The following is a 21,071-nucleotide window of genomic DNA, read 5'->3' on the forward strand; positions in this document are numbered from 1 at the left end:
CTTGCCTGTTACTGCATTGCAGTAACAGGACAAACTCTGAAGGGGCCTATTCAATCTTTAGGGCCCCTTTTAGTTTTTTGCATGATATTATACGGCAAATTGGAAGAAGTAAGCTATATTTATACAACTCAAATATTAAACATTTTAAACTGATATTAGGGCACTTTAATGTTCCCTTTTGGAGACATATTGCTTCGATTCGTTCCTTTATAAGAACAGTTTTTCCGTGGCTCTCTTGGTTATTCAAAAATATGTCTCTTAAGATGTAAGCGCCTATACATCTAAATCACTTCGCTTTTAAATTATGAGTGGCTCCACCCAACTCAACGTATTGGCGACCAATTTTCCATATAACAAGAGGTCAAATTCCTATATCTTACGTAGCAGATATCAAATACCCGCAACTCAACTCCTGTGTTAAAGTGCCCTTAGACTTGCTATTGGCCTCGCTGGTATAGACAAGGAGCTGAGTGATAGTACACTACGTCATAGTTTTCAACTATGGACATTGACGTGCAAAGCTGGATAGACTCATTAATATTCTAATGCCAATATAGAAGATAGACTGATTTCAAAGGCTGCCTATCTGGTTACGAAATCTCGTATTGTGTAGTATAGTATCAAGATGAAAAATCTAAGAGAACGAGACGAAATTCTAGTAGCCCTTTCTGGTGGAGTTGATAGCGCGGTTTCCGCTCTTCTTTTGAAGGAACGGGGTTTTGATGTCCAGGGTCTTTATCTTGAACTCCTAGGAGAAAGTTTTGAAGCCACTGTTCGCAAACAGAAAAAAACCGTCTTGAGGATTGCAGAACAGTTAGACATCAAAATCCACTTCGTAGATAGGAAGAATGCCTTTAATAAAGAGGTAATTTCATATTTTATCGATACATATAGAAAAGGGCTTACTCCGAATCCATGTGTTTTCTGCAATCCATCCATAAAATTTAAGGAAGGCCTGGCGCAAAAAGAGAAGCTTGGCTTAAGGTTCTTTGCAACGGGACACTATGCCAGGATCGAGCTACATGATGAACTGGGCTTTATACTGAAAAAGGGTGTAGATCCCAAAAAAGACCAGAGCTATTTTCTCCATAGGTTACCCAAAAGATGGTTGGAGACTATCATTTTTCCCCTTGGCGCCTTTAAAAAGGAGGAAATAAGGCAAATCGCCAAGAACAAAGGACTCGATAAGCTCGTTTTAAAAGAAAGCCAAGAGATTTGTTTTGTTGAAGGTGACTATAGAGAAAGCCTAATTGGGGTTGAAGAAACACCAGGTCCGATTATTTTAAAGACTACTGATGAGATCGTCGGAACCCACAAGGGCCTCTATAATTACACAATTGGACAAAGACGCGGCATTGGCATCCCTGGCCCAGAGCCTTACTATGTCTTAGAATTAGATACGAAAAATAACGCCTTAATCATAGGAACTAAGAAAGATACTCTACAATCAAACTTTTACGTTGAAAATGTTAATTGGCTCGTACCAGAAGAATATGCACGATCTCAAGACATTGAGATAAAGATACGCTCTCGCCACAATCCAGCACCAGGTAAGATAGTTGAATGTAATAAAAAAACTGGACGATATAAGATTATGTTTTATGAACCACAATCTTCAATAACTCCAGGACAAGCTGCTGTCTTTTATGCAGGAGATGTGGTCCTTGGTGGTGGAGTAATATGCGGATAAGAATATATACCCTCGGGTGTAAGGTAAATCAATTTGAATCTCAGGCCATGGCAGAGGCCCTACAAACGCAAGGACACACTGTTGTGGGCCCAAAGGATGACTTTGATATCTTTATAATAAACACCTGTGCAGTCACATCCAAGGCATGCTATCAGGCTCGACAGGCGATTAGAAAGGCGCTCAAAAAAAATCCAGACGCAAGGGTCATTGCCACAGGTTGTTATACCCAAATCGACCCGTGGGGTCTTATTGAATCGATTGATACGAACATTTGCGTGATTGGAAATGATCAAAAGGAGATGCTCCTAAATCTCAAATTGTCTTCTATGGATTGTCTGGAGATATTTGTAGGAGACATCTTTAAAAAGAAGACAATTTCACAATTTACGCTTTCAAAACCACAAGGCAGGACCAGGGCCTATCTCAGGATCCAAGACGGATGTGATGCCTTTTGCTCATACTGCATAGTCCCTTACGCAAGGGGACCCTCTAGGAGCTTATCCATTGATAAAATCATTGAACAGGCTCAAAAGTATGTGGATTCAGGGGTAAAAGAGATAGTAGTAACTGGAATTCATGTGGGTTTTTACGGCAAGGATCTTGGTATGAATGATGGCCTTGTTAAGGGCATTGATGAACTCACCAGGAGATTTCCTGAGTGCCGTTTTAGACTCAGTTCAATCGAGCCCAATGAGTTAAAGGATGAAATCCTGGACCTTTGTGCAGAAAGAGAAAACTTTTGTAAGCACTTCCACATTCCCCTTCAAAGTGGAAGTTCCAGGGTTCTAAAGGCAATGGGAAGAAAATATGAACCCGAACTATTTGTTGAACGCACTCATACCATAAGGGAACGGTTTCCCGATGCCTCCATAGGTACAGACTGTCTTGTAGGATTTCCAGGAGAAGATATCTCTGATTTTGAACAGACTGCAAAAATCATTGAAGCAACCCCTGTGACATACGTACATGCGTTCCCCTTTTCAAAAAGGCCCGGAACAAGGGCATATGGGCTAAAAGAGACGGTGAACAAGAAAGAAAAAGACAGACGCTCCAAGATAATTAGAGAGATTGGGAAACGAAAAAAGGAAGAATTTTATAGAAATCATCTAGGAAAATATCTAAATTGTCTTGTTGAAAAGGTAGATTTTAAAAAGGGAAAGCTTACCGGTCGCACACAAAACTACTTGTTAATTGAGGCCCTGTTTGACCCACAAAAGTCAGATATTCATCCAAATAATGAAATCACAGTCCTAACCAAAGATTATGTTAATGAGAGCTTAATCGGAGTTGTAGTGGCGTGATATTTGGAGCAATTGATCTTGGAACCCAGACCTTTAGGCTTGGTGTAGCCGAAGTTTCAGAAGGACTGGTTTCGGCTAAGTCCTCAAGGCTCTTTAATGTACGCCTGGGGAAGGTCATTGAAGAAAGAAAACTTAACCAGAAGATCCAGACGGCATTAATGGATATCAAAGAAAATGTAAAACACTTTGGGATTCAACGCCTACGGGTTTGCGGTACTGAGGCAATACGGGCCCTTGCTCAAAAGGCTCCTAATATCTTAGAAGAAATAAAAGAAATCCTTTCCCATCCATTGGAAATCCTCTCTCCCCAGGAAGAAGGGAGGCTGACAGCTCTCGGCGCAAGCACAGCCCTTGGAGGCACTGTAGCCCCTCAACCAATATGCATTATTGATGTGGGCGGAGGTAGCACAGAGACTATCTATTACTCATCTCAGGAAATACTGATTAAAAGCATAAAGATTGGAGCTGTGAAGTTTACTGAAGAGTCCTTTAAAGAATTTTCTTTTCTTTCTTCCCATCCATTTAGCCAAGTTAAAAAAGCCACTGCTACAGGAGGAACAGCCACTACCCTTGGGGCGATGCTCCTTCAACTTTCTCAATATGAACCTCAAAAAATCCGAGGTCTGTTTGTAAATCGAGAAACAATTTCTTCGTTGATTAAAAAACTCTCTGTATTAAATCTAGATGAAAGAAAAAAGATTATAGGCCTTGAACCAGAACGCGCCGATATTATTATCCCTGGTTTAAGGATTCTTTTACATGTAGTAAAAAATCTCGATGTCCCTGGAGTAACCATCTCTGATGGGGGGTTACTTATGGGCATCTTAATAGACTTGATAAAAAAGGAGTATGATGATCATGCTAAACTTGATTGGCGAAGGCTATACCTTTGATGACCTTCTATTAGTACCTTCATTTTCTGAAGTTATCCCTACTGAGGTTGACGTATCAACCTGGCTTACTCGTGAGATCAGGCTCAACATTCCCATTGTAAGTGCAGCTATGGATACGGTGACAGAATCTCAGACCGCCATTAGTCTGGCCCGTGAAGGAGGCATAGGTATAATCCACAAAAATATGCCAATTGAAAGGCAGGTAAAAGAAGTAGAAAAGGTAAAGAAGTCAGAGAGTGGAATGATCATTGACCCTGTCACTGTGGAACCAGACCAAAAAATTTGGGATGTGCAACGAATAATGCGAGAGTACAAGATCTCTGGAGTTCCAGTAGTTAAAGATGGAAAACTTGTTGGCATTGTAACCAACAGAGATCTGAGATTTGAGACCAACTGGGACCTCGAGGTCAGGGATGTAATGACAAAAGAAAACCTCGTTACCGCCCCTGTGGGCATTACCCTTGAAGAATCCAAAGAGTTGCTACACAAACACAGGATTGAAAAACTTCTCGTTGTAAATGAAAAAGGGGAACTCAAGGGCTTAATCACCATAAAAGATATTGAGAAAATCAAGAAGTATCCTAACTCATGCAAAGATGACCTGGGAAGACTCAGGGTTGGAGCTGCAGTTGGAGTTGGTAAAGGACGTCTTGAACATGTAGAACAACTAAAGCAAGTGGGAGTTGACGTGGTAGTTGTAGACTCTGCCCACGGTCACTCAAAAAATGTGATTGAGGCAGTAAAGGAGATTAAAAGCAACTTTCCAGACTTAAATGTAATTGCAGGTAACGTTGCCACAGCAGAGGGTGCCAGGGCCCTAATAGAGGCAGGAGTAGACGCCATTAAGGTTGGCGTAGGTCCTGGCAGCATATGTACCACGAGGATAGTTGCCGGAGTTGGCGTACCACAGCTCACAGCAATTCATAACTGTGCCCAAGTGGCAGAAGAATATGGAATTCCAGTAATTGCAGACGGTGGAATCAAATTCTCAGGAGACCTCACAAAGGCCATCGGTGCTGGGGCACATTGTGTGATGGTTGGAAGCCTCCTTGCGGGTACTGCTGAAAGCCCAGGAGACCTTGAACTGTTTCAAGGTAGATCCTACAAGGTATATCGCGGAATGGGCTCAATTGGAGCCATGAAAAAAGGGAGCAAAGACAGGTACTTCCAGGAAGGAGTCAGAACCGAGACCAAACTTGTGCCAGAAGGTATAGAAGGAAGGGTTCCATATAGGGGCCCACTGTCAAATATGATTTATCAACTTGTTGGAGGCCTTAAATCCGGTATGGGCTACCTTGGCTGTAAAGACATCGACACCCTAAGAAAGAATGCCAAGTTCGTTAAGATCTCTCCAGCAGGACTCAGGGAAAGTCACGTCCATGACGTAATAATAACAAAGGAATCCCCCAATTACTGGGTTGATCGCTAATTGCTAGTCTCTATTTAGTTCTGTGAGAATCATGCCTTAGCCAAGGCTTCACATGAACGAACAAAGACATTTTCTTCTCTGGCCCATTGGCCAGAGAAGAAAAAAATGTCTGGCGAGCAGGCCGTCAAATGCCCTATCAAACCATCTATTCTACAACTGGGTTCTTATTTCTGGTAAAGTTGTAGATTATTGACTCGAATGGAATCTATGGTTTCATTTTCTCTTAAATAATCGCTCAAGATCATCCCTATTTAAAACGACAAATACTGGTCGGCCATGAGGGCAGTTGGTCACCCCTTCCTCAATACATTCGTAAACTAGGTTTTTCAACTCCATGCCATGCAAGGCCTGTCCTGCCTTTACAGCGCTTCCACACGCCACCTTTGCAACCAAATCGTGTAAAAAGGTCTCTGACGAAGCCGAAGGGGTTGAAAAGGCCTTGTCCACAATAGACCTGACCCCCTCTTCCCTATTTTCAAGGACGGCAAGACTTGCAGGCACCCGTCGGACTGCAACTTCTGTTGCTCCAAAAACGTCGAGGTCAAAACCAAGGGGCGACAGGGTCTTTTTTACTTCATGCACTATCTCCATTTCCTCAGGAGACCGTTCAATAATGATGGGAAAAGCAAGTCCCTGACCTGGAAGCCTTCCCTTAGCCTTTAATTGATCTAATAGGCGCTTAAAAAGAAGTGCCTCATGGGCACCATGTTGGTCCATTAAAAAAAGACCGTCTCTAACCATTCCAACGATATATGTATCTAAGACCTGTCCCAATATAGTAGGTAATTCCTCAGATTCGTTATAGGTTACATGCTCGAGTTGTTGTTCTTGGACCTTTGAATTTTCAAGCTCCTTTGTCTCCTCGAAAAAAGGTATTTGGGAATAGCTCGACATGACAGTCTTAACAGATTGTGACTCAGAGGGTGTTTCGTAACTATCTTCTTCAACTGTAGAAATCTCTTGCTCTGGCCTTTTCCTTAAAAAAGCGTTTTTTATAGAGGCGTAAACCAGCTTAAATACCCGATCTGAGTATCTGAATCTCACTTCCTGCTTGGATGGATGGCAATTCACGTCCACAAGCTCTGAATCCATATCAAGAAATAGGACGAGGGCCGGATACTCATTTTTCATGAATAGGCCCCTAGAGGCCTCTTTAACGGCCTTTAGAATAAAACGCGAACCAAAAGGACGCCTATTTAAAAAGAAATGACACTGTCTCGGGCCAGTTATCCCAGCCCCAGGAGTTGAGACAGCACCGCTGATCTTAATGCCATAGCCTTCCCCTTCAATAGGTACTAGTTTGGATGCCAATTCCTGTCCCAAAAGGGGAACGAATCGTTCTTGAAATCCTGCCCTCTTGGGTGAACTAAAAAGTTCCTTTCTACCAGACCTAAGAACAAAGGATTTTTCTGGGAAGGCTACTGCATAGGTCCTGACTACTTTATTAATGTGCCCCAGCTCTGCCTGATCTGATTTTAAAAACCTTCGTCTTGCCGGGATTTCAAGAAAAAGATCCCTTACCTCAACTATAGTTCCGAAAGGACAAGGACAGGGCCTTACCTCCTTGTTTCTTCCGAAAAAGACCTTGACCATCCAGCCCGAATCCATCTCCTCCCCACTCTCTATGGAGCGACTCTTTATAACTAGTTCACTCACTGCCCCAATACTAGGGAGAGCTTCACCACGAAAACCCAAGGTCTTTATTGCATAGAGGTCTTCTTCATCCTCGATCTTACTAGTGGCATGACGTTCAACACACAATTCTAGGTCTTCCTTTTTCATGCCATTACCGTTGTCCATGACGCGAATAAGGCTCTTTCCCCCCTTCTCAACCTCAACTACGATCTCGCTTGCACCGGCATCCAGAGCGTTTTCTATGAGCTCTTTGACTACAGACGATGGCCTTTCCACCACCTCGCCTGCTGCAATCTGGTTGGCAATATGGGGAGGAAGGATTCTAATAGACATCAGTTGATTAATGGAGTTGGGGCCTTCCTATTTAACCAGTATTCATATATACCAAGGACTGAGTAGGGTAAGCCCTCACTAATATGTGCAATCTCGTCAGGAGTATATGCCTCAAGCTCTTGAAGACCCTCTTCTGTACCAAAAAGTAAGGGGATTGTGAGAAAAAGGGATGCATCTTCAGATTCCATCATGGATTTCCAACTATCCATTCTAAGAGACATACCCCTTACAAAGCCATAACACCAATCACTGATTATAGGAAAGGACTTTCCATTGAACTCCAAAAAATATATTAATGGTTCAAAATTATCAGGATCTTCATAGAACTCACTAACTATACCAGTGTACATCCTCATAATGAGTTCAAGACTATCCTCTCTACCTTCACTATAATTCTCTTCAACATCATCTTCGACTAATCCAATGGCAATAGGCAACCATTCACTTGGCATTATATATCCAGGCCCAATCGTAATGGCTGTGAGGAAGCCATGGAGCCCTGACAGATCCAGGCATTCTTCTGGCACCTGGTCGGAATTCAAGAAGTCATCCAATTCTGCCAGTTCCTCCTCTGTAATGGGCCTGTTGATTTTATCCATTAAAAATGCCATTTTTTCTCCAAAACTACTCATAAGCTGAATATCGCCCAAATCCTCGGTCAGACAAGTTTGAAGAAAATGCAGGGCAACAGATTTCGAAGTATTTTATTACATCATCTCATTCTTTCCAGTATTTTTTGTATACCCTCTATCTTGTCAGTTCCGGGAACTTGCCTTTTTAATACCTCCTCCTCAAAGGTTGAACGCTGTTCAGTGTAAAAAATTCCAATGGCAATAGGCTGCTGAGATTGGTCATACGGCCAGCTTCTTATCATGGCATTGGCCTCATCAAATGACCGCGGGCGCTCCTTCGTTGCATCCTCTATCTCTTCCACCCACTTATTATAGTATTCATAAGTGTTAAAAAAGGTATAACAGGGCTGAAGAACATCGATGAAGGAAAAACCTTTGTGTTCTATTCCCTGGAGTATCAATTTCTTCAAGTGTTCAATCTTACCTGAATATCCCCTTGCTACAAAAGATGCCCCAGAGGCCAACATGATTTCAAGGGGATTCATCGGATACTCTGGACTCCCATCTGGAGTGGACCGACCTTTGAATCCCTTGGGGCTGGTTGGAGTGAACTGCCCAGTAGTAAGTCCATAGACACTGTTGTTATGAACAATAAAAGTGGCATCAACGTTTCTCTTTGCTGCAAATATCAGGTGTTCTATCCCTTCCCCATAAGCATCACCATCACCGGCATGACCAATAACAATAAGATCGGGATTGACTAGTTTAATGCCTGTTAGGGGAGGAATGACCCTTCCGTGAAGCGAATAAAATGAGTTAACATCTACATAGTCAACTATCTTTGCATGACACCCAATGCCAGATAAAAGCACTACATTTTCCAAGGGAGTTCCCTGGGCTTGAATCTCCATAAGGACTGATCTCATGGCACTAAGGATTCCAAAATTTCCACATCCAGGGCACCATGTATTGACTGCCTGCGTGTTAAGGGCCTTTTTGTCTTTCATGATATGGCCTCCTCGATCTTTTTTCTTAGCTCAGTTGGTGTAAATGGCCTACCGTCATACCGAAGAATCTTATGGTCTACTAAAATCCCATGTGATTCGAGGAGACTGGCAAATTGGCCTGTGGCGTTTGTCTCAGCACAAACGATTTTTTTACATCTTTTAATAAGGCCTTTATTTCACTTAAAGGAAATGGCTCCATGACAATAGGTTGAATCGCTCTTAGTCCAAGGCACTGGCAGGCCTCAACAGCTGCACCTTTGGTTGATCCCCAAAAAAATACACAGACGTCAGAGTCGCTTTCCCCATAGGACTTTACACACTCAAGTCCCTTCATGGTCTCTCTTATTGCCCTTGACTTCTCAAGACGCTTTTCTTGCATACAGGATATGGCTTCAGATTCTTCCGTTGTTATACCGTATTCATCGTGTTCATATGAAGTAACCTTAACCACAGCATTTTTTTGCCCTGGGAAGGCCATGGGTGATATACCGTCATCATTTACCTCGTATCTCTTGTACTCAGATGATCTATCCCAGAGCCTTGGAGCCGGCCAGTCAAAGAGATCTTTTGGCTCTGAAAAGGAAAAACCGCTTTCACTAAGGTGTTTATCAGACAGTATGAAAACCGGAACCTGAAAGGACCAGGCGGCATTCAGGGCATTATATGCCCACTCATATACCTCTTCAGCATCTCCAGGAGCAACGACAATCCGTGGGAACTCTCCATGTCCGGCATGAAGTACAAAAAATAGATCTGCCTGCATGGTGTAGGTAGGGACCCCTGTACTTGGGCCAGCTCGTTGGCACTCTACAAATACAATGGGAATCTCAGACTGGCCAGCCAGACTAACCGCCTCTGTCATAAGGGCAAAGCCACCACCTGAACTCCCTGTCATAGCCCTGTTGCCGGCATATGCGCTGCCTAAGGCCATAAGGGCCGCCCCAATCTCACTTTCAGGGTGAATAGTGGTTACTCCAAGATTTGGACCGTGTTGCGCCAAAAAATGGAGGATGGAAGATGCAGGAGTCATGGGATATGCAATATATATATCAAGTCCCCCCCTTACTGCTCCAAGGGCTAATGCCTCATTTCCCGTAAGGATCGGGCAGGGTGATTCACCTGTTGGTTCAATTTTAATATATTCCTCTTTGATACTGTCAAAAGAAGCCTTAGCGATTAGAAGGTTCGTTTCAACCCCCTTTTTTACAGTGGATTTGATGATCTCCTCGAAACTCTCCCAAGGTATTCCCAACACCCTTGTCAGTGCCCCAAGGGCTGCTACATTTCTCATGATAGGAATTCCCTTATGGGATTTTACGATGTCGGAAATGGGAACTCCAAGTCCTTCTGCATCGGCCTGGTTTGAGTCAAAGACTATGATCCCCCCTTGATTGAGCCGCTCCTTATTTTTATCAATAGCTTCCTGATTAAGGGCAACTATCACATCCACCGTCTCTTCATGGCAGAGTATCTTGTCTTTGGATGCCCTTATTATGGAAAAATTGTGGCCTCCACGTATGAGACTAGGATAATCATCATAGAAAAATATTTTGTAACCCAACCGATTTAAGAGTCGAGAAAGGGTATTACCTGCCTGCTTGACTCCATCTCCTGCCTTACCTCCAATTAAGATTGAAATTTCGTTCATGGGATTCTCCAAGGAAAAAAATTTAAAAAAGATACAAAAGACCGTACACCTACTTTCAGGCTATTTAAATGAGACAGGAAGTCAAGCGAATAAAGAAAAGAGTGCCTCAGCCAATAATGGTTGGGTGCGGTTTTAGGGCCTAAATTTTCAATTGACGAGTTTAGCTAAGATCTAAATCCTGCAATTGGCGAGTTTGCCCAAGATACGAGGAGCGAGGGGCGAAGACGTACTTAGGTACTTCGAGCCCTGCGCGACAAAGTAGATTGGGCAAAATCGCCAATCCCGAAGGGCAGCAAAAGGAGGCAAAAAACACAAAATATTGATTCACCCAAAAAGTGAATTTAGTGAATAGCCGGATGTTAGCTAACATTCCATAAAATCGTAAATAAATCATTTTTGATCCCTTTTGCCGTGCAGGATTTAGGTAAGACATAAAGGGCTAAGGCATGGTTGAGGCTATGAAGTATCTGAAAAAACAGCTAAAGAAAAAGCTGCAACTAGAATAATGGCGAATGCGAAAAAATCTTCCAATTTTTATATTCATTGGAAAAAACTCTTTTCTCGCATTCGCCATTCAAGGATAAAGCAGATTCTTTTTAACTAACAAGCGCAACTGTAGGATTGGAGCATTTATGGATCAATTCATGCGATACACTTCCCATGAAGAATTCCTGAATAGCACCTCTTCCCCTACGTCCCATAAAAATAAGATCTACGTCTTCTGATTCTGCTTTTTGCAAAATATTTTTTGCAGGTACTCCGTATTCATAACTGGTTGTTATCAAAGATTCCGGAATCCCCGCCTTAACTAGAATATCCTTTCCATTATTCAAGATTTCCTCTGCTTCTTTTTCAGGCAAAAGACCACTTTCTATGTTTTCAGGGTAATGGGCGAGACTGATCACGTTAAAAAGATGAATCATTTCTATACCATCAAGGCAACAACTTAACATGGAACTCGCCTCTTTTAATGCCTTATCTGAATGAACTGATCCGTCTAAGGGAATAAGGCATTTTTTTACAGAACAGGTACCCTGTTCAGCCATCTTCTTGCCTATCAAATAGATAGAGCAGCCAATATCTTTATGTAGAAGCCCTGCTGAGACACTTCCAAGAAAGATCTCCTGGGCCGTGCTAACTCCCCTTCTTTCAAGGAAGATTTGTGTATATCCACCCTCTTTTGCAACCTGTGTTATTCGTTCTACTGGATCACCATCTTCAATCTTTTCATCTATGGGAGAACTGGCACCTGCCGATACCAACTTTTCCTTGATTTCATGAAGGATAGGGAGGACCTCTTTTTCAATATGTTGTTTTCTAAGGTCTTTAATTAGATCTGAATTGAGCAATCTATCTGCCCGAATATCTATATTTTTTATATGACTCGTAAGATAACTTCCAGCCATTACAGTGAGGATAGTAATGGAATCCAGGCGTTGTCCTAAATTGGCAGCGAGGCATCCAACGAGTCCTGCCACTCTATAACTTGGTTTTTTGACGTCTACGGGTAAAAGAAACTTCATACCTCACCTCCTTTTTAATAAAAGAGAAGAAGCCAAATATTGGCTACTCCAACGGTCACTAGCATGTATATAAAGGCAATTTTCATAAATCCAAAGAAGCGAATTGGGTATCCGGCAGACTCTGCGATACCGAGGGTCACCACGTTGGCACTTGCACCGATCATTGTGCCATTTCCACCAAAACATGCTCCAAAGGCAAGTGCCCACCACAGCACCCCGCTCTCTGCTCCGGGTATAACCTTGGTGAGGTATCCAACAATTGGAAGCATGGTGGCTGTAAATGGAATGTTGTCAACAAAGGCACTCATAATTGCAGACACCCAAAGTATCAAACAGATAGATACAACTAGACTCCCCTGGGACAAACTCAAGACCCAGTCGGCGATAATGTCCAGAAGTCCCGTTTCTTCCACAGCGCCTACAAGAATGAAAAGGAAGATGAAAAAGAGGAGCGTCGGCCACTCAATGTCCTTTTCTATAAGATGAAGGAGATCAACCTTCTTTGTAATGAGCCCGTATGTAAAGAGCAAAGATGCACCAAAAAGTGCTGCAATACTTACCTCCATGTGCCAATATCCATGGGTAAGGAACATTGCTATGACAATACCCATGATAATCAGACCAACTGTGAGGAGATTTCCATCTGTTATCTGATACTCTTGTCTGAGTTTCTCTATAAAGGCCTGTATATCGGTAATCTTGGCCTTGGAATATTCATTCTTATAGACAAACTTAGAATAGATAAAAAGAATGATCATAGAGATAATACAGACTGGAGTAAGGTCTATAACAAAATCCATGAATGTGAGGCCGGCATACGAGCCGATCATTATGTTCGGCGGATCACCGATCAAAGTGGCTGTTCCACCGATATTTGAAGCAAGTATCTCTGGTATCAAAAGCGAAAGAGGAGATATTCCAAGGGAAAGGGCAATCTCTATGCTAACGGGGGTGAGAAGCAGCATGGTAGTAACGTTATCTAGAAACGCCGAAGATATTGCAGTAAAAGACATGAGTATGACGGCGAGAACTATCACATTTCCGCGGGCTAATTGATAGCATTTGTATGCAGTCCACTGGAATATACCGGTGTTTTTCAAGATGCCAACAATGATCATCATACCCATGAGGAGGAAAACCACATTCATGTCAATTGCTCGTATGGCGCTTTCGTAAGAAAGGATGTGATATTCGGGATTTATGGTCCCTATGGTGTAGCTTATAACCAGCATTGTTGCCGCACCGAGCATTGCAGCAAGGGTCCTGTGGAGCAACTCAAATGAAATCAATACATATGCAAGGATAAATACCACCGTGGCTATCCAAAATGCAGGCCCCAGGGTCCGCTTAATCTTCATATCTGCGCGGACCATGTATTCTTTACCGTTATGAGCAATATTAGCAGTGTCTATCTTAATTGTCGTCCTTTCGTAGCTAGGTTTGAATGCCTTTATTTCAATGTGTTTCCCCTTGATATCCTCATCAGCAGGAAGTAACACTTTAAACTGGTATGTACCGTCGGCTTCGCTTGTTATTCCTCCACCGCCATGCTCTTCATGACCACCATGGGATTCAGAAGTAACCAACTCAGCAGGTTTTCCGTCTACAAATACGCTTAAGCTTACATCTCCCACCCCAGTATTATGGGGATTCACAATCTTGCCATGCACATCGAGAATAACATGGGAGCCTGATTCTCGTTCATGTGCATTAATGTGATTCACTTGCGAGGCAAACGACTGGGCAAATGAAATCGGAATTAGACATAAGACAACGAGGATAAGAATCTTTAATTTCATAACAGTCCTCCAGATTAATAAAATAGATAGAGCATAGTAAGCATTACCACTAAAAAGAGAATTGTCATCCCTGCCCCAGCCTTTGCGTAATCCACTGTCCTGTATCCGCCTGGCCTCATAATGAGTGCGTTCACCTGGTGAGTTGGGAGTACAAAGGTATTTGAGGCAGAAAGTGCAACTACGAGGGCTGCCATACGGGGATCTGCTCCAGCCTTCACTGCCATACTAATTGCAAGTGGTACCAGAAGCACTGTTGCTCCCACGTTGGAGACCACGAGAGTGAAAAACGATGTCATAATACCGACTACGGCCAAAAATACTATGGGAGGAACAGTTCCCAAGGCATTCATAATCGTTGTTGCTATGTATTCAGCGGTCCCTGTCTTCTGAAATGCAAGTCCCAGTGGTATTAGTCCTCCAAGGAGAAATACTGTCATCCAGTCCACTGATTCATAGGCTTCATCTACACTCATAACCTTAGTCAAGATCATACCCAGAGCACCAGTTAGTAGGCAGATAGAAAGAGATATCTTCAATTCAGGATGGCCCAACTTGGTCACCACCGGATTCCAGAACATGACAAGGCCAAGGGCAACAAGCAGCCAAAAGACTGCAGTTTTGGCCTTTTCTGTCCGCATTATTTCTCCCTTGACCTCGGTGGTAAATGTAAAGGTCTGTTGACCCTTTAACCTGTGGAAGTACTCCCATCTTCCAAATAATAATATTGCATCTCCTGGCTTCAGTTTAATTTCAGCGATATTTTCCAAGGTACAGGTACCATCACTGCAAACTGCTACGGGATTCACCTGATAAGTCTTCCTAAAGTTTACCTCTGACAATGTCTTTCCCACAAGTTCTGATCTTGGAGTTACAATACCTTCAAGTATACCTGCATTGTTTGGTGATAAGTCCTCTGAGAAAACATCAAGGTCATCCTTTAATTTTAGACCAAGATCGTTTACAAAATTTTTAACTGCTGTTTCATTGCCTACAACAGCTATAACGTCTCCGGCCTTGAATTTTTCGCTACTTACAGGGGCAAAATTTTTACTCTTTTTTTGAGCATCATAGATAGCTACTACGGCAATTTTATACCTTGGCCTAAGATCTAATTCCCCTAATGTGCTCTCCCCTTTATATGTCTCAGGTACCTCAATTTCATAAATTCCAGTAATCTCTCTATAAGTATCTGCAATCATGTCTGGAATCAAACGGTTTTCAGACTCACCTGAAGTTTTGGGCAAAATGAATCTTCCAAACACTATGAAATATAAAATTGCACTAGTAACAAGGGCAATACCAATGGGTGTCTGGGTGAACAAGCCCAGGGTTTCAATGGGCTCTGGTGCTATTCCAAGTTGATTTGCCTGTTCGATAAGGTCATTCAAGAGAATGGTGGGGCTTGCACCAACAAGAGTGATAGTTCCACCAATAATAGCACAAAAGCCCATTGGCATGAGTATTCTAGAAACTGGGATGTTTACCTGCCTACTTATGCGGATAGCCGCCGGCATAAAGAGTGCGGCTGCACCAATATTTTGCATGAAGCTAGATATGAGCGCCACAGTTCCAGCAATAAGGGCCATAATTCTACTCTCTGCCTTGCCAGCAAATCTCAGGATAAATCTGGCCAATACGTTCATGCAGCCTGTTTTGTCTAACCCAGCCCCTATGATGATCACAGCAATAATAGAGACAACTGCGTTTGAACTAAGTCCGCTAATGGCCTCTTTGGGACTCACTAGTCCAAGCAGTGGTAATAGGACCATCATGATAATACCAACGACGTCGACTCTAACCCATTCGAAAACAAAAAGTAAAATGGCAAACCCTAACACTCCCATGACAATTATCATCTGAGTAGTCAACTGAGGGGCCTGACTAGACGCCGAATCTGAGCCTAGAGCCAAGCCAGATAGCGCAAACAAGTACATGAAGATGATTGAAAGACAACGAAATAACATTTTTGGCATCCTATTCCCTCCTCTTTTTAAGATTAAAAAATGCACAATGAATATGATTTCACAAACCCATTCTCATAGACCCATATTAGGTGAGTGTCAAGAGTTTCACAATGAAAAACCATTTTTTTATGTAAAAACAATAAGTTTTTACTGTAGATCAATTTAAAAGCTCAGTTACGTTTCAAAATGAAATTCAAATTTACCATTAAACCAGCGAAAATACCATCTCCTATGAAAATTTTAGCCCAAATTAGCAGAACAGACTAGCAAATCTCCCTTCCTATAGGGATGATGAGTAGGGGTTTAGGTGACTATGCTACAATCTGCACATGATCACCCAGTCTATTTCCAATTGTGCGCAAATTGCTCAACTATAAGCTAACTCGAAGCAAAGATATCTTTTTCTCAAAAATAGGCACTGAGAGGTATTTCAAGAGGTCCTAGTCACATAATCTGGGACAAAAAAAAGCCCACGAGTGTGGGCCCTACAAGATTAAGGGAAAACAGTTGATGACTTATCTCAAAATAAGGACTGAAGATTGTGCGTATTCAATTAACTTTCCCAACAAATCTCGAGAAAAAATCTTGGCAAAAAAGGATTGCTTACCCATCCAAAGGGCTACCATCCCCTCAGAAGTGGCCTGAGCAACATATTTTTCTATATCATTCTTCTCTATAAATGTAATCCATGCATGCATATTTTTATCAATATAATATTGCAAAATCTCGAGCATTTTTCTTTCTACATCGCCTTTGCCAACTACCCCCTTTTCCCCCATCAATCCTACAATCTTTAGTCCAGCCTCGTGGATGGTCACCATTTGATTTATGAGTTCCAAAGACTCTTGACTAACGTTTGTTTGATCCAAAAAGGAAATAATCTGCCTGGGTGTCGTGGTCTCCTTCACTACCAATACTGAACATTTGGCGTCTCTGGCAATTTTTTGAGGTAATCCCAGTACCCCTTCCCACTCACAACCTATACCCTTAGTGCAGCCTATAACTATCAAATCACTTTCAATCTCATTTGATTCTTTGAGGATAGCTTTAGCTGGATCACCCATACAGATCTTCAGAGTCAATTCTTTATGCCCTTTGGTGTGGAGTTCCAAACTTCCATTAGGGCCAACTTGAAAATGAAATTGTTTGGGCAAGGCATACGGACCTTCTCCTTCCCCTGCCATTTTATAAAAATTCTCCGTACAGGAAATAAGGGCCTTTTTACAGCTCTCCTCTGAATCTCCAGCCTTTTGAACCATGACTAAGGTCACGTCTGACCATGTATTGGAGCATAAACGGGCGAGATCCTGAATTATACCTAAACTATATGATTCCTTATCCAAGGCTCCTAATATTCGCATTTTATTCCTCCACGTCCTAATTCTACTATTTACACAAAAGAATAGATACTGGGGTTAAACCTAATATCTCCGTGATTAGAGATTTGCGCGCCAAAAAACTGCAGGCCACAAATGCATAGTTGATCAAAAAATCTCCTACAGATTCAGGCGTCCCTGCAACAACATGGGTCCTCAATAAAGGGAGAGAGTAATCCTGAAATATCTTCTCGGCATCAACGAGCAAGCTACCAGCCTGCTCTTTTTCCAAAAAGGCTAGATTGTCACTCTCCTGGTATGAATAATGAATCAATTCAATGTCCATGGATGAGCCACTCAGTAGATTCTTCAATGTCGACGCAACCATTTCTGGATCGACCCCATCTCCAACCAACACCCCTACAGTTTTCGATAATGATAAATTCTTCACACACATTATCGAACAGGGCGATTTTGTATAACGATCTGACTTGATAAGATCGTAGAATTCCTCACTCTTTGAGGTTGGGAGATAGCCCTCAATATACAGATCATACATCGTGGTCTTAAGTTCCCTAACGACCTCTCTATCTCTATCACCAATCTTGATTTTTGGGGGCCCAGCAAAAGAACACTTTACCTTTTCAGTTTTTAAAAGCCTTGAAATAGTTGCTTTACCCGATTCGATCATTCCTGCTTCCCATGTCCTTCTAACCCAGCCTACCCCTGCTTGTTCTTTTCCATCCGGTTCCACCACGTGTAATATAAATGGCTCCAATTCCACGACAGAACTCAAATAATCCAAGTATCTCAAGGCAATACTTGAAGCGAGATTTTCGTCTAAATATATTAATGCTCTGGCCATTTGTTGTCTCCCTCACTTAGTGTTGAATTATTTTTTCTCCTTCAAATGCTCTACTGCCTTACCAACGATTTCTATAATCTCTCCTAATTTGAATGGCTTTGCCAAAAAGTCGAAAACGCCTTTTTTAAAAGACTCTTTAGCTGTTTCCATTGTAGCAAATCCTGTAATTACGATAACTTCAGTATCTGGCCATTGATTTTTCACCTCTTCAAGAAATTCCATTCCAGATACACCTTCCATTTTTAAATCAGTTATAACTATATCAAATCGTTGTTCCTTTATGCGTTCAAGAGCACTATTGCTATCAGTAAATGTTTCAACTACATATCCTTTTTTTTCTAGTGCTGGTTTTAAGCGTTTAGTAACTATTGGTTCATCGTCTAGTATCAATATAGAGATTGCCTTATCACTCATTTTTATCCTCCATTAATTCACGTATTTTTTCTGCAAAAATATCAATTTGATCATCATTGATCATCATTACGTCTAATTGCCGGGTATACCCTATTAGCAGTCCTAATAAATATAACCGGTTAATAATGCCTCTTTTATCCAATCTCTTTAGGCGTGCCACTACGAGATCGCCATGGGTTTCTACTCTAAAATCATAATGTTCAAGTACCTCACTAATCATCTTGGCCCTTCTTGACCGACGAGTTAAGTCGGTTACTCCACCAAAAAATCGAAAATATATATAATTTTCTGCAATATTTGAGGTAACATAACTATCAACCATAGTAAAATGATATCCGAGCCTCAGACTTAGATTTACATAATTTTTACTTATTACAGCAAGATTTTGTCCGATGGCCTTTGGGCTCATATGTTCTAGTGAAAATGTACGTGTAAGACTGGACATAAAACTGGAAACATCTACAGACATAGGCCCACTGTCCCAAGCCCCAGGGTGTCCAATGCCATCTAACAAGGCATTCATTGGAATTGACTGAATATCTCCACGATGAACCGACTCAGAGGATTCACCTAATTGCTTTAAGCCGCCTCCTATATCTATAATTATGAGATCGAGGGGAATATCCCATTCTAGTTTGCCTGAAAAGGTCTCAGGATCGTGACTGCCATAAAAATGAAGATCAACTATCGTTTCAACGGCCTTTTCATGAATAAAACGTGTAATATCATGAAATGTTTTACAAAATTCGGGTTTAAAATTTGAGTCAGTAGGTTCTGCTAGATGCAATGGTTCAATTTTTCTAAGAATCCTTCTAAGTAGCCTATACTCGTAAGTATCGCCTATTGGTTCATGGGACAGACTATAAAAATATAGTTCCTTTACTTTTCCCTTATAAATCTTCTTGTCTTCTGCATCCAAGGTGACGACCTCTCCAGGCCTCACAAGTCCGGTGATCCCTGACACATTAAATAACGCAGGTACACTATATTCTCTGCAGATAGTTGCGAGGTGTCCTGTCACTGACCCTACTTCAGTTATAATACCCGAGGCCTTTGGTACTATCTTGGCCATCCTCGGAGAGGCATAACGGGCAACTACTATAGCGCCTGTTGGACAGGCTTCAAAATTGTCATCCTGTGAGGCCACATATATAGTACCGACTGCTATACCTTCTTGAGCGGTAATGCCTTTGTCTTTTATTATGATTTCATATTTACTTTCTAAATCTCGTAGGTCTTTGGCCCTAGGCAATCTCTTTTTTGTTATACCCAAGGGCCTCGTTTGTAATATTACCAACTTGCCTTTCTTATCAATACAGAATTCAATATCCTGTGGTTTTTTAAAATATTTTTCTATTGATAAAGCTATATCTGCTATTTCTTTGACTTCTTTTGTAGACAATGTTGACACCATTTTTAAATCCTCTTCTACTTCCACCAGCTCTATTTCACCGCTTTTTGTGACTTCTTTTTTGTATTCCTTCCATGCAATCTCTACGCCAACTATTCTCTTTGAATCCCGGTCAACCCAAAAAATATCACCTGTTTCTTTTCCAGAAACCACCAACCCTCCGAGCCCCCAGCTAGCGCTTATGATCATGGTATCGCTGTCGGGTTCAGTTGGATTCAATGTATAAACAACTCCACTGACCTTAGATGGTATAAGTTGCTGACAACATACTGCCATCAAAATTTCATCCTCTTTGAAACCAATACGCCGCCTGTATTCCATAACCTTTGGATTAAAAGTACTAGCAATCACTTTCTTGTATGCATCAAGTATGCCAGTATCTTTGACCCCTACAATACTATCGTATAAGCCAGCAAATGAATGTTCACTGTCTTCGGCCCATGCACTACTTCTAACAACAAAAAGATTAGATTCATCAACCTTTTTCTTGAGGTCATTGATGGCCTCTTTTATTTCATGTTTTAATTCAGAAGGGATTTTACTTTTTTGTATTTCAGATTGAATCACACTACCTACCTGAGAACTGGAAACTTCACCTCTTTCCCATTTTTGGAGGGCATCTTTAATAAAGGGCAAAAGGCCAGCAGAGTTTAAAAAATCGACATATGCAAAGAATGTTATGGCGAATCCATGGGGAATGGCTAAGTCCAAATGTTTTTTGACTTCACACAGTGTTGCATTTTTACCACCAACAGAATCTTCGTCTCCTTTTGAAACATCATCATAAGACAATACATATTTTTCTATCCCTACATGATGGCCAGCGAGTATCTCCCTGAGATCAAATTCAATTTTTTGATACACATCAAAGAGCTGCTTATACTTTCCTGGAACCATTTCATTTAAGGCAAATATTAATTGTTGGACATTCGTTGAAATTTCATCAACAAACTGTTCAATGAACCGTTTATCAAAGATGTAATCACCGCCTAGTTTCTGATTGGCATCAGCAATTAAATCCAGGATGTGGTTATTTAAGGTGAGAATCTGCTGAAAGATGACAAATAGTTCTTTAAATGAGCGACCCTTTGAAGAGCCGCTCTTGTAAAAAAGTTCCTTGATTATTTTTTTTATATCAATCATTTATCACAACACAAGACAAATCCCTGCAAGATTACCATAATAGGCTACCCTGTAAGGGCTCGCAGAGTACCGAAGCCTCGAAGCGGTTAGGACCAAGATGGAAATTCTTTTACAAAGACTCCATGCCA

General features: G+C 41.6%; 15 protein-coding genes. 4 read left to right on the forward strand and 11 right to left on the reverse strand.

All coding sequences use genetic code 11. From position 1 onward, the window contains the following. The first annotated feature begins 625 nt into the window (after positions 1-625). From mnmA to guaB, 4 genes are read left to right on the forward strand one after another with little or no spacing between them, the layout of a single operon-like run. The gene (mnmA, locus tag DBT_RS02775; protein ID WP_067616214.1) at positions 626-1,690 is read left to right on the forward strand and encodes a tRNA 2-thiouridine(34) synthase MnmA; all 1,065 of its coding nucleotides are present in this window, start codon (positions 626-628) and stop codon (positions 1,688-1,690) included. Beyond that, positions 1,681-2,991, forward strand: a complete 1,311-nt coding sequence (gene mtaB, locus DBT_RS02780) for a tRNA (N(6)-L-threonylcarbamoyladenosine(37)-C(2))-methylthiotransferase MtaB (protein ID WP_067616216.1) — start codon at positions 1,681-1,683, stop codon at positions 2,989-2,991. Before mnmA ends, mtaB begins: the two co-directional genes overlap by 10 nt. After that, a complete protein-coding gene (locus DBT_RS02785) occupies positions 2,988-3,884 on the forward strand; it encodes a Ppx/GppA phosphatase family protein (RefSeq protein ID WP_067616217.1) in 897 nt (298 codons plus the stop codon). Before mtaB ends, DBT_RS02785 begins: the two co-directional genes overlap by 4 nt. Further along, the gene (guaB, locus tag DBT_RS02790) at positions 3,850-5,313 is read left to right on the forward strand and encodes an IMP dehydrogenase (protein ID WP_067616220.1); all 1,464 of its coding nucleotides are present in this window, start codon (positions 3,850-3,852) and stop codon (positions 5,311-5,313) included. Before DBT_RS02785 ends, guaB begins: the two co-directional genes overlap by 35 nt. A 213-nt stretch (positions 5,314-5,526) precedes the next feature. Here guaB and mutL read toward each other — a convergent pair whose 3' ends face one another. The 11 genes from mutL to DBT_RS02845 all read right to left on the reverse strand — a co-directional run bounded on the left by mutL (position 5,527) and on the right by DBT_RS02845 (position 20,943). Continuing rightward, the gene (gene mutL, locus DBT_RS02795; protein WP_067616223.1) at positions 5,527-7,281 is read right to left on the reverse strand and encodes a DNA mismatch repair endonuclease MutL; all 1,755 of its coding nucleotides are present in this window, start codon (positions 7,279-7,281) and stop codon (positions 5,527-5,529) included. Continuing rightward, positions 7,281-7,880 carry a UPF0149 family protein gene (locus tag DBT_RS02800; protein WP_161939892.1) on the reverse strand — a complete coding sequence of 200 codons (600 nt, stop codon included), beginning with the start codon at positions 7,878-7,880 and terminating at the stop codon, positions 7,281-7,283. Before DBT_RS02800 ends, mutL begins: the two co-directional genes overlap by 1 nt. A gap of 113 nt (positions 7,881-7,993) precedes the next feature. Beyond that, the gene (locus DBT_RS02805; protein WP_067616227.1) at positions 7,994-8,860 is read right to left on the reverse strand and encodes a thiamine pyrophosphate-dependent enzyme; all 867 of its coding nucleotides are present in this window, start codon (positions 8,858-8,860) and stop codon (positions 7,994-7,996) included. 79 nt (positions 8,861-8,939) lie between these two features. Further along, positions 8,940-10,508 carry a 2-oxoacid:acceptor oxidoreductase subunit alpha gene (locus DBT_RS02810; protein ID WP_083186578.1) on the reverse strand — a complete coding sequence of 523 codons (1,569 nt, stop codon included), beginning with the start codon at positions 10,506-10,508 and terminating at the stop codon, positions 8,940-8,942. A gap of 596 nt (positions 10,509-11,104) precedes the next feature. Continuing rightward, complete coding sequence (locus tag DBT_RS02815) at positions 11,105-12,031, reverse strand: universal stress protein (RefSeq protein ID WP_067616228.1); 927 nt, start codon at positions 12,029-12,031, stop codon at positions 11,105-11,107. A gap of 14 nt (positions 12,032-12,045) precedes the next feature. Continuing rightward, the gene (locus DBT_RS02820) at positions 12,046-13,830 is read right to left on the reverse strand and encodes an ArsB/NhaD family transporter (RefSeq protein ID WP_067616230.1); all 1,785 of its coding nucleotides are present in this window, start codon (positions 13,828-13,830) and stop codon (positions 12,046-12,048) included. Between the two features lie 14 nt (positions 13,831-13,844). Next, positions 13,845-15,803 (reverse strand): SLC13 family permease, encoded by a 1,959-nt coding sequence (locus tag DBT_RS02825; protein WP_279614752.1) that lies wholly within the window; start codon positions 15,801-15,803, stop codon positions 13,845-13,847. A gap of 506 nt (positions 15,804-16,309) precedes the next feature. Then, a complete protein-coding gene (locus tag DBT_RS02830) occupies positions 16,310-17,155 on the reverse strand; it encodes a universal stress protein (protein WP_067616232.1) in 846 nt (281 codons plus the stop codon). Positions 17,156-17,180: 25 nt separating this feature from the next. Beyond that, entirely contained in the window at positions 17,181-17,975 is a 795-nt protein-coding gene (locus DBT_RS02835; RefSeq protein WP_067616235.1) for a hypothetical protein, read from the reverse strand. 27 nt (positions 17,976-18,002) lie between these two features. After that, complete coding sequence (locus tag DBT_RS02840; protein ID WP_067616237.1) at positions 18,003-18,389, reverse strand: response regulator; 387 nt, start codon at positions 18,387-18,389, stop codon at positions 18,003-18,005. Further along, positions 18,382-20,943, reverse strand: coding sequence for a PEP/pyruvate-binding domain-containing protein (locus DBT_RS02845; protein ID WP_067616239.1), 2,562 nt, complete (start codon positions 20,941-20,943; stop codon positions 18,382-18,384). Before DBT_RS02845 ends, DBT_RS02840 begins: the two co-directional genes overlap by 8 nt. Positions 20,944-21,071: the final 128 nt, after the last annotated feature.

This window comes from Dissulfuribacter thermophilus (assembly GCF_001687335.1).
GTDB lineage: Bacteria > Desulfobacterota > Dissulfuribacteria > Dissulfuribacterales > Dissulfuribacteraceae > Dissulfuribacter > Dissulfuribacter thermophilus.

Excerpts from the sequence above, each read along its gene's own strand:
- mnmA (WP_067616214.1), top strand. The coding sequence starts at position 626 with ATGAAAAATCTAAGAGAACGAGACGAAATTCTAGTAGCCCTTTCTGGT.
- mtaB (WP_067616216.1), top strand. The coding sequence starts at position 1,681 with ATGCGGATAAGAATATATACCCTCGGGTGTAAGGTAAATCAATTTGAA.
- guaB (WP_067616220.1), top strand. The coding sequence starts at position 3,850 with ATGCTAAACTTGATTGGCGAAGGCTATACCTTTGATGACCTTCTATTA.
- mutL (WP_067616223.1), bottom strand. The coding sequence starts at position 7,281 with ATGTCTATTAGAATCCTTCCTCCCCATATTGCCAACCAGATTGCAGCA.
- DBT_RS02800 (WP_161939892.1), bottom strand. The coding sequence starts at position 7,880 with ATGGATAAAATCAACAGGCCCATTACAGAGGAGGAACTGGCAGAATTG.
- DBT_RS02805 (WP_067616227.1), bottom strand. The coding sequence starts at position 8,860 with ATGAAAGACAAAAAGGCCCTTAACACGCAGGCAGTCAATACATGGTGC.
- DBT_RS02810 (WP_083186578.1), bottom strand. The coding sequence starts at position 10,508 with ATGAACGAAATTTCAATCTTAATTGGAGGTAAGGCAGGAGATGGAGTC.
- DBT_RS02815 (WP_067616228.1), bottom strand. The coding sequence starts at position 12,031 with ATGAAGTTTCTTTTACCCGTAGACGTCAAAAAACCAAGTTATAGAGTG.
- DBT_RS02820 (WP_067616230.1), bottom strand. The coding sequence starts at position 13,830 with ATGAAATTAAAGATTCTTATCCTCGTTGTCTTATGTCTAATTCCGATT.
- DBT_RS02825 (WP_279614752.1), bottom strand. The coding sequence starts at position 15,803 with ATGCCAAAAATGTTATTTCGTTGTCTTTCAATCATCTTCATGTACTTG.
- DBT_RS02830 (WP_067616232.1), bottom strand. The coding sequence starts at position 17,155 with ATGCGAATATTAGGAGCCTTGGATAAGGAATCATATAGTTTAGGTATA.
- DBT_RS02835 (WP_067616235.1), bottom strand. The coding sequence starts at position 17,975 with ATGGCCAGAGCATTAATATATTTAGACGAAAATCTCGCTTCAAGTATT.
- DBT_RS02840 (WP_067616237.1), bottom strand. The coding sequence starts at position 18,389 with ATGAGTGATAAGGCAATCTCTATATTGATACTAGACGATGAACCAATA.
- DBT_RS02845 (WP_067616239.1), bottom strand. The coding sequence starts at position 20,943 with ATGATTGATATAAAAAAAATAATCAAGGAACTTTTTTACAAGAGCGGC.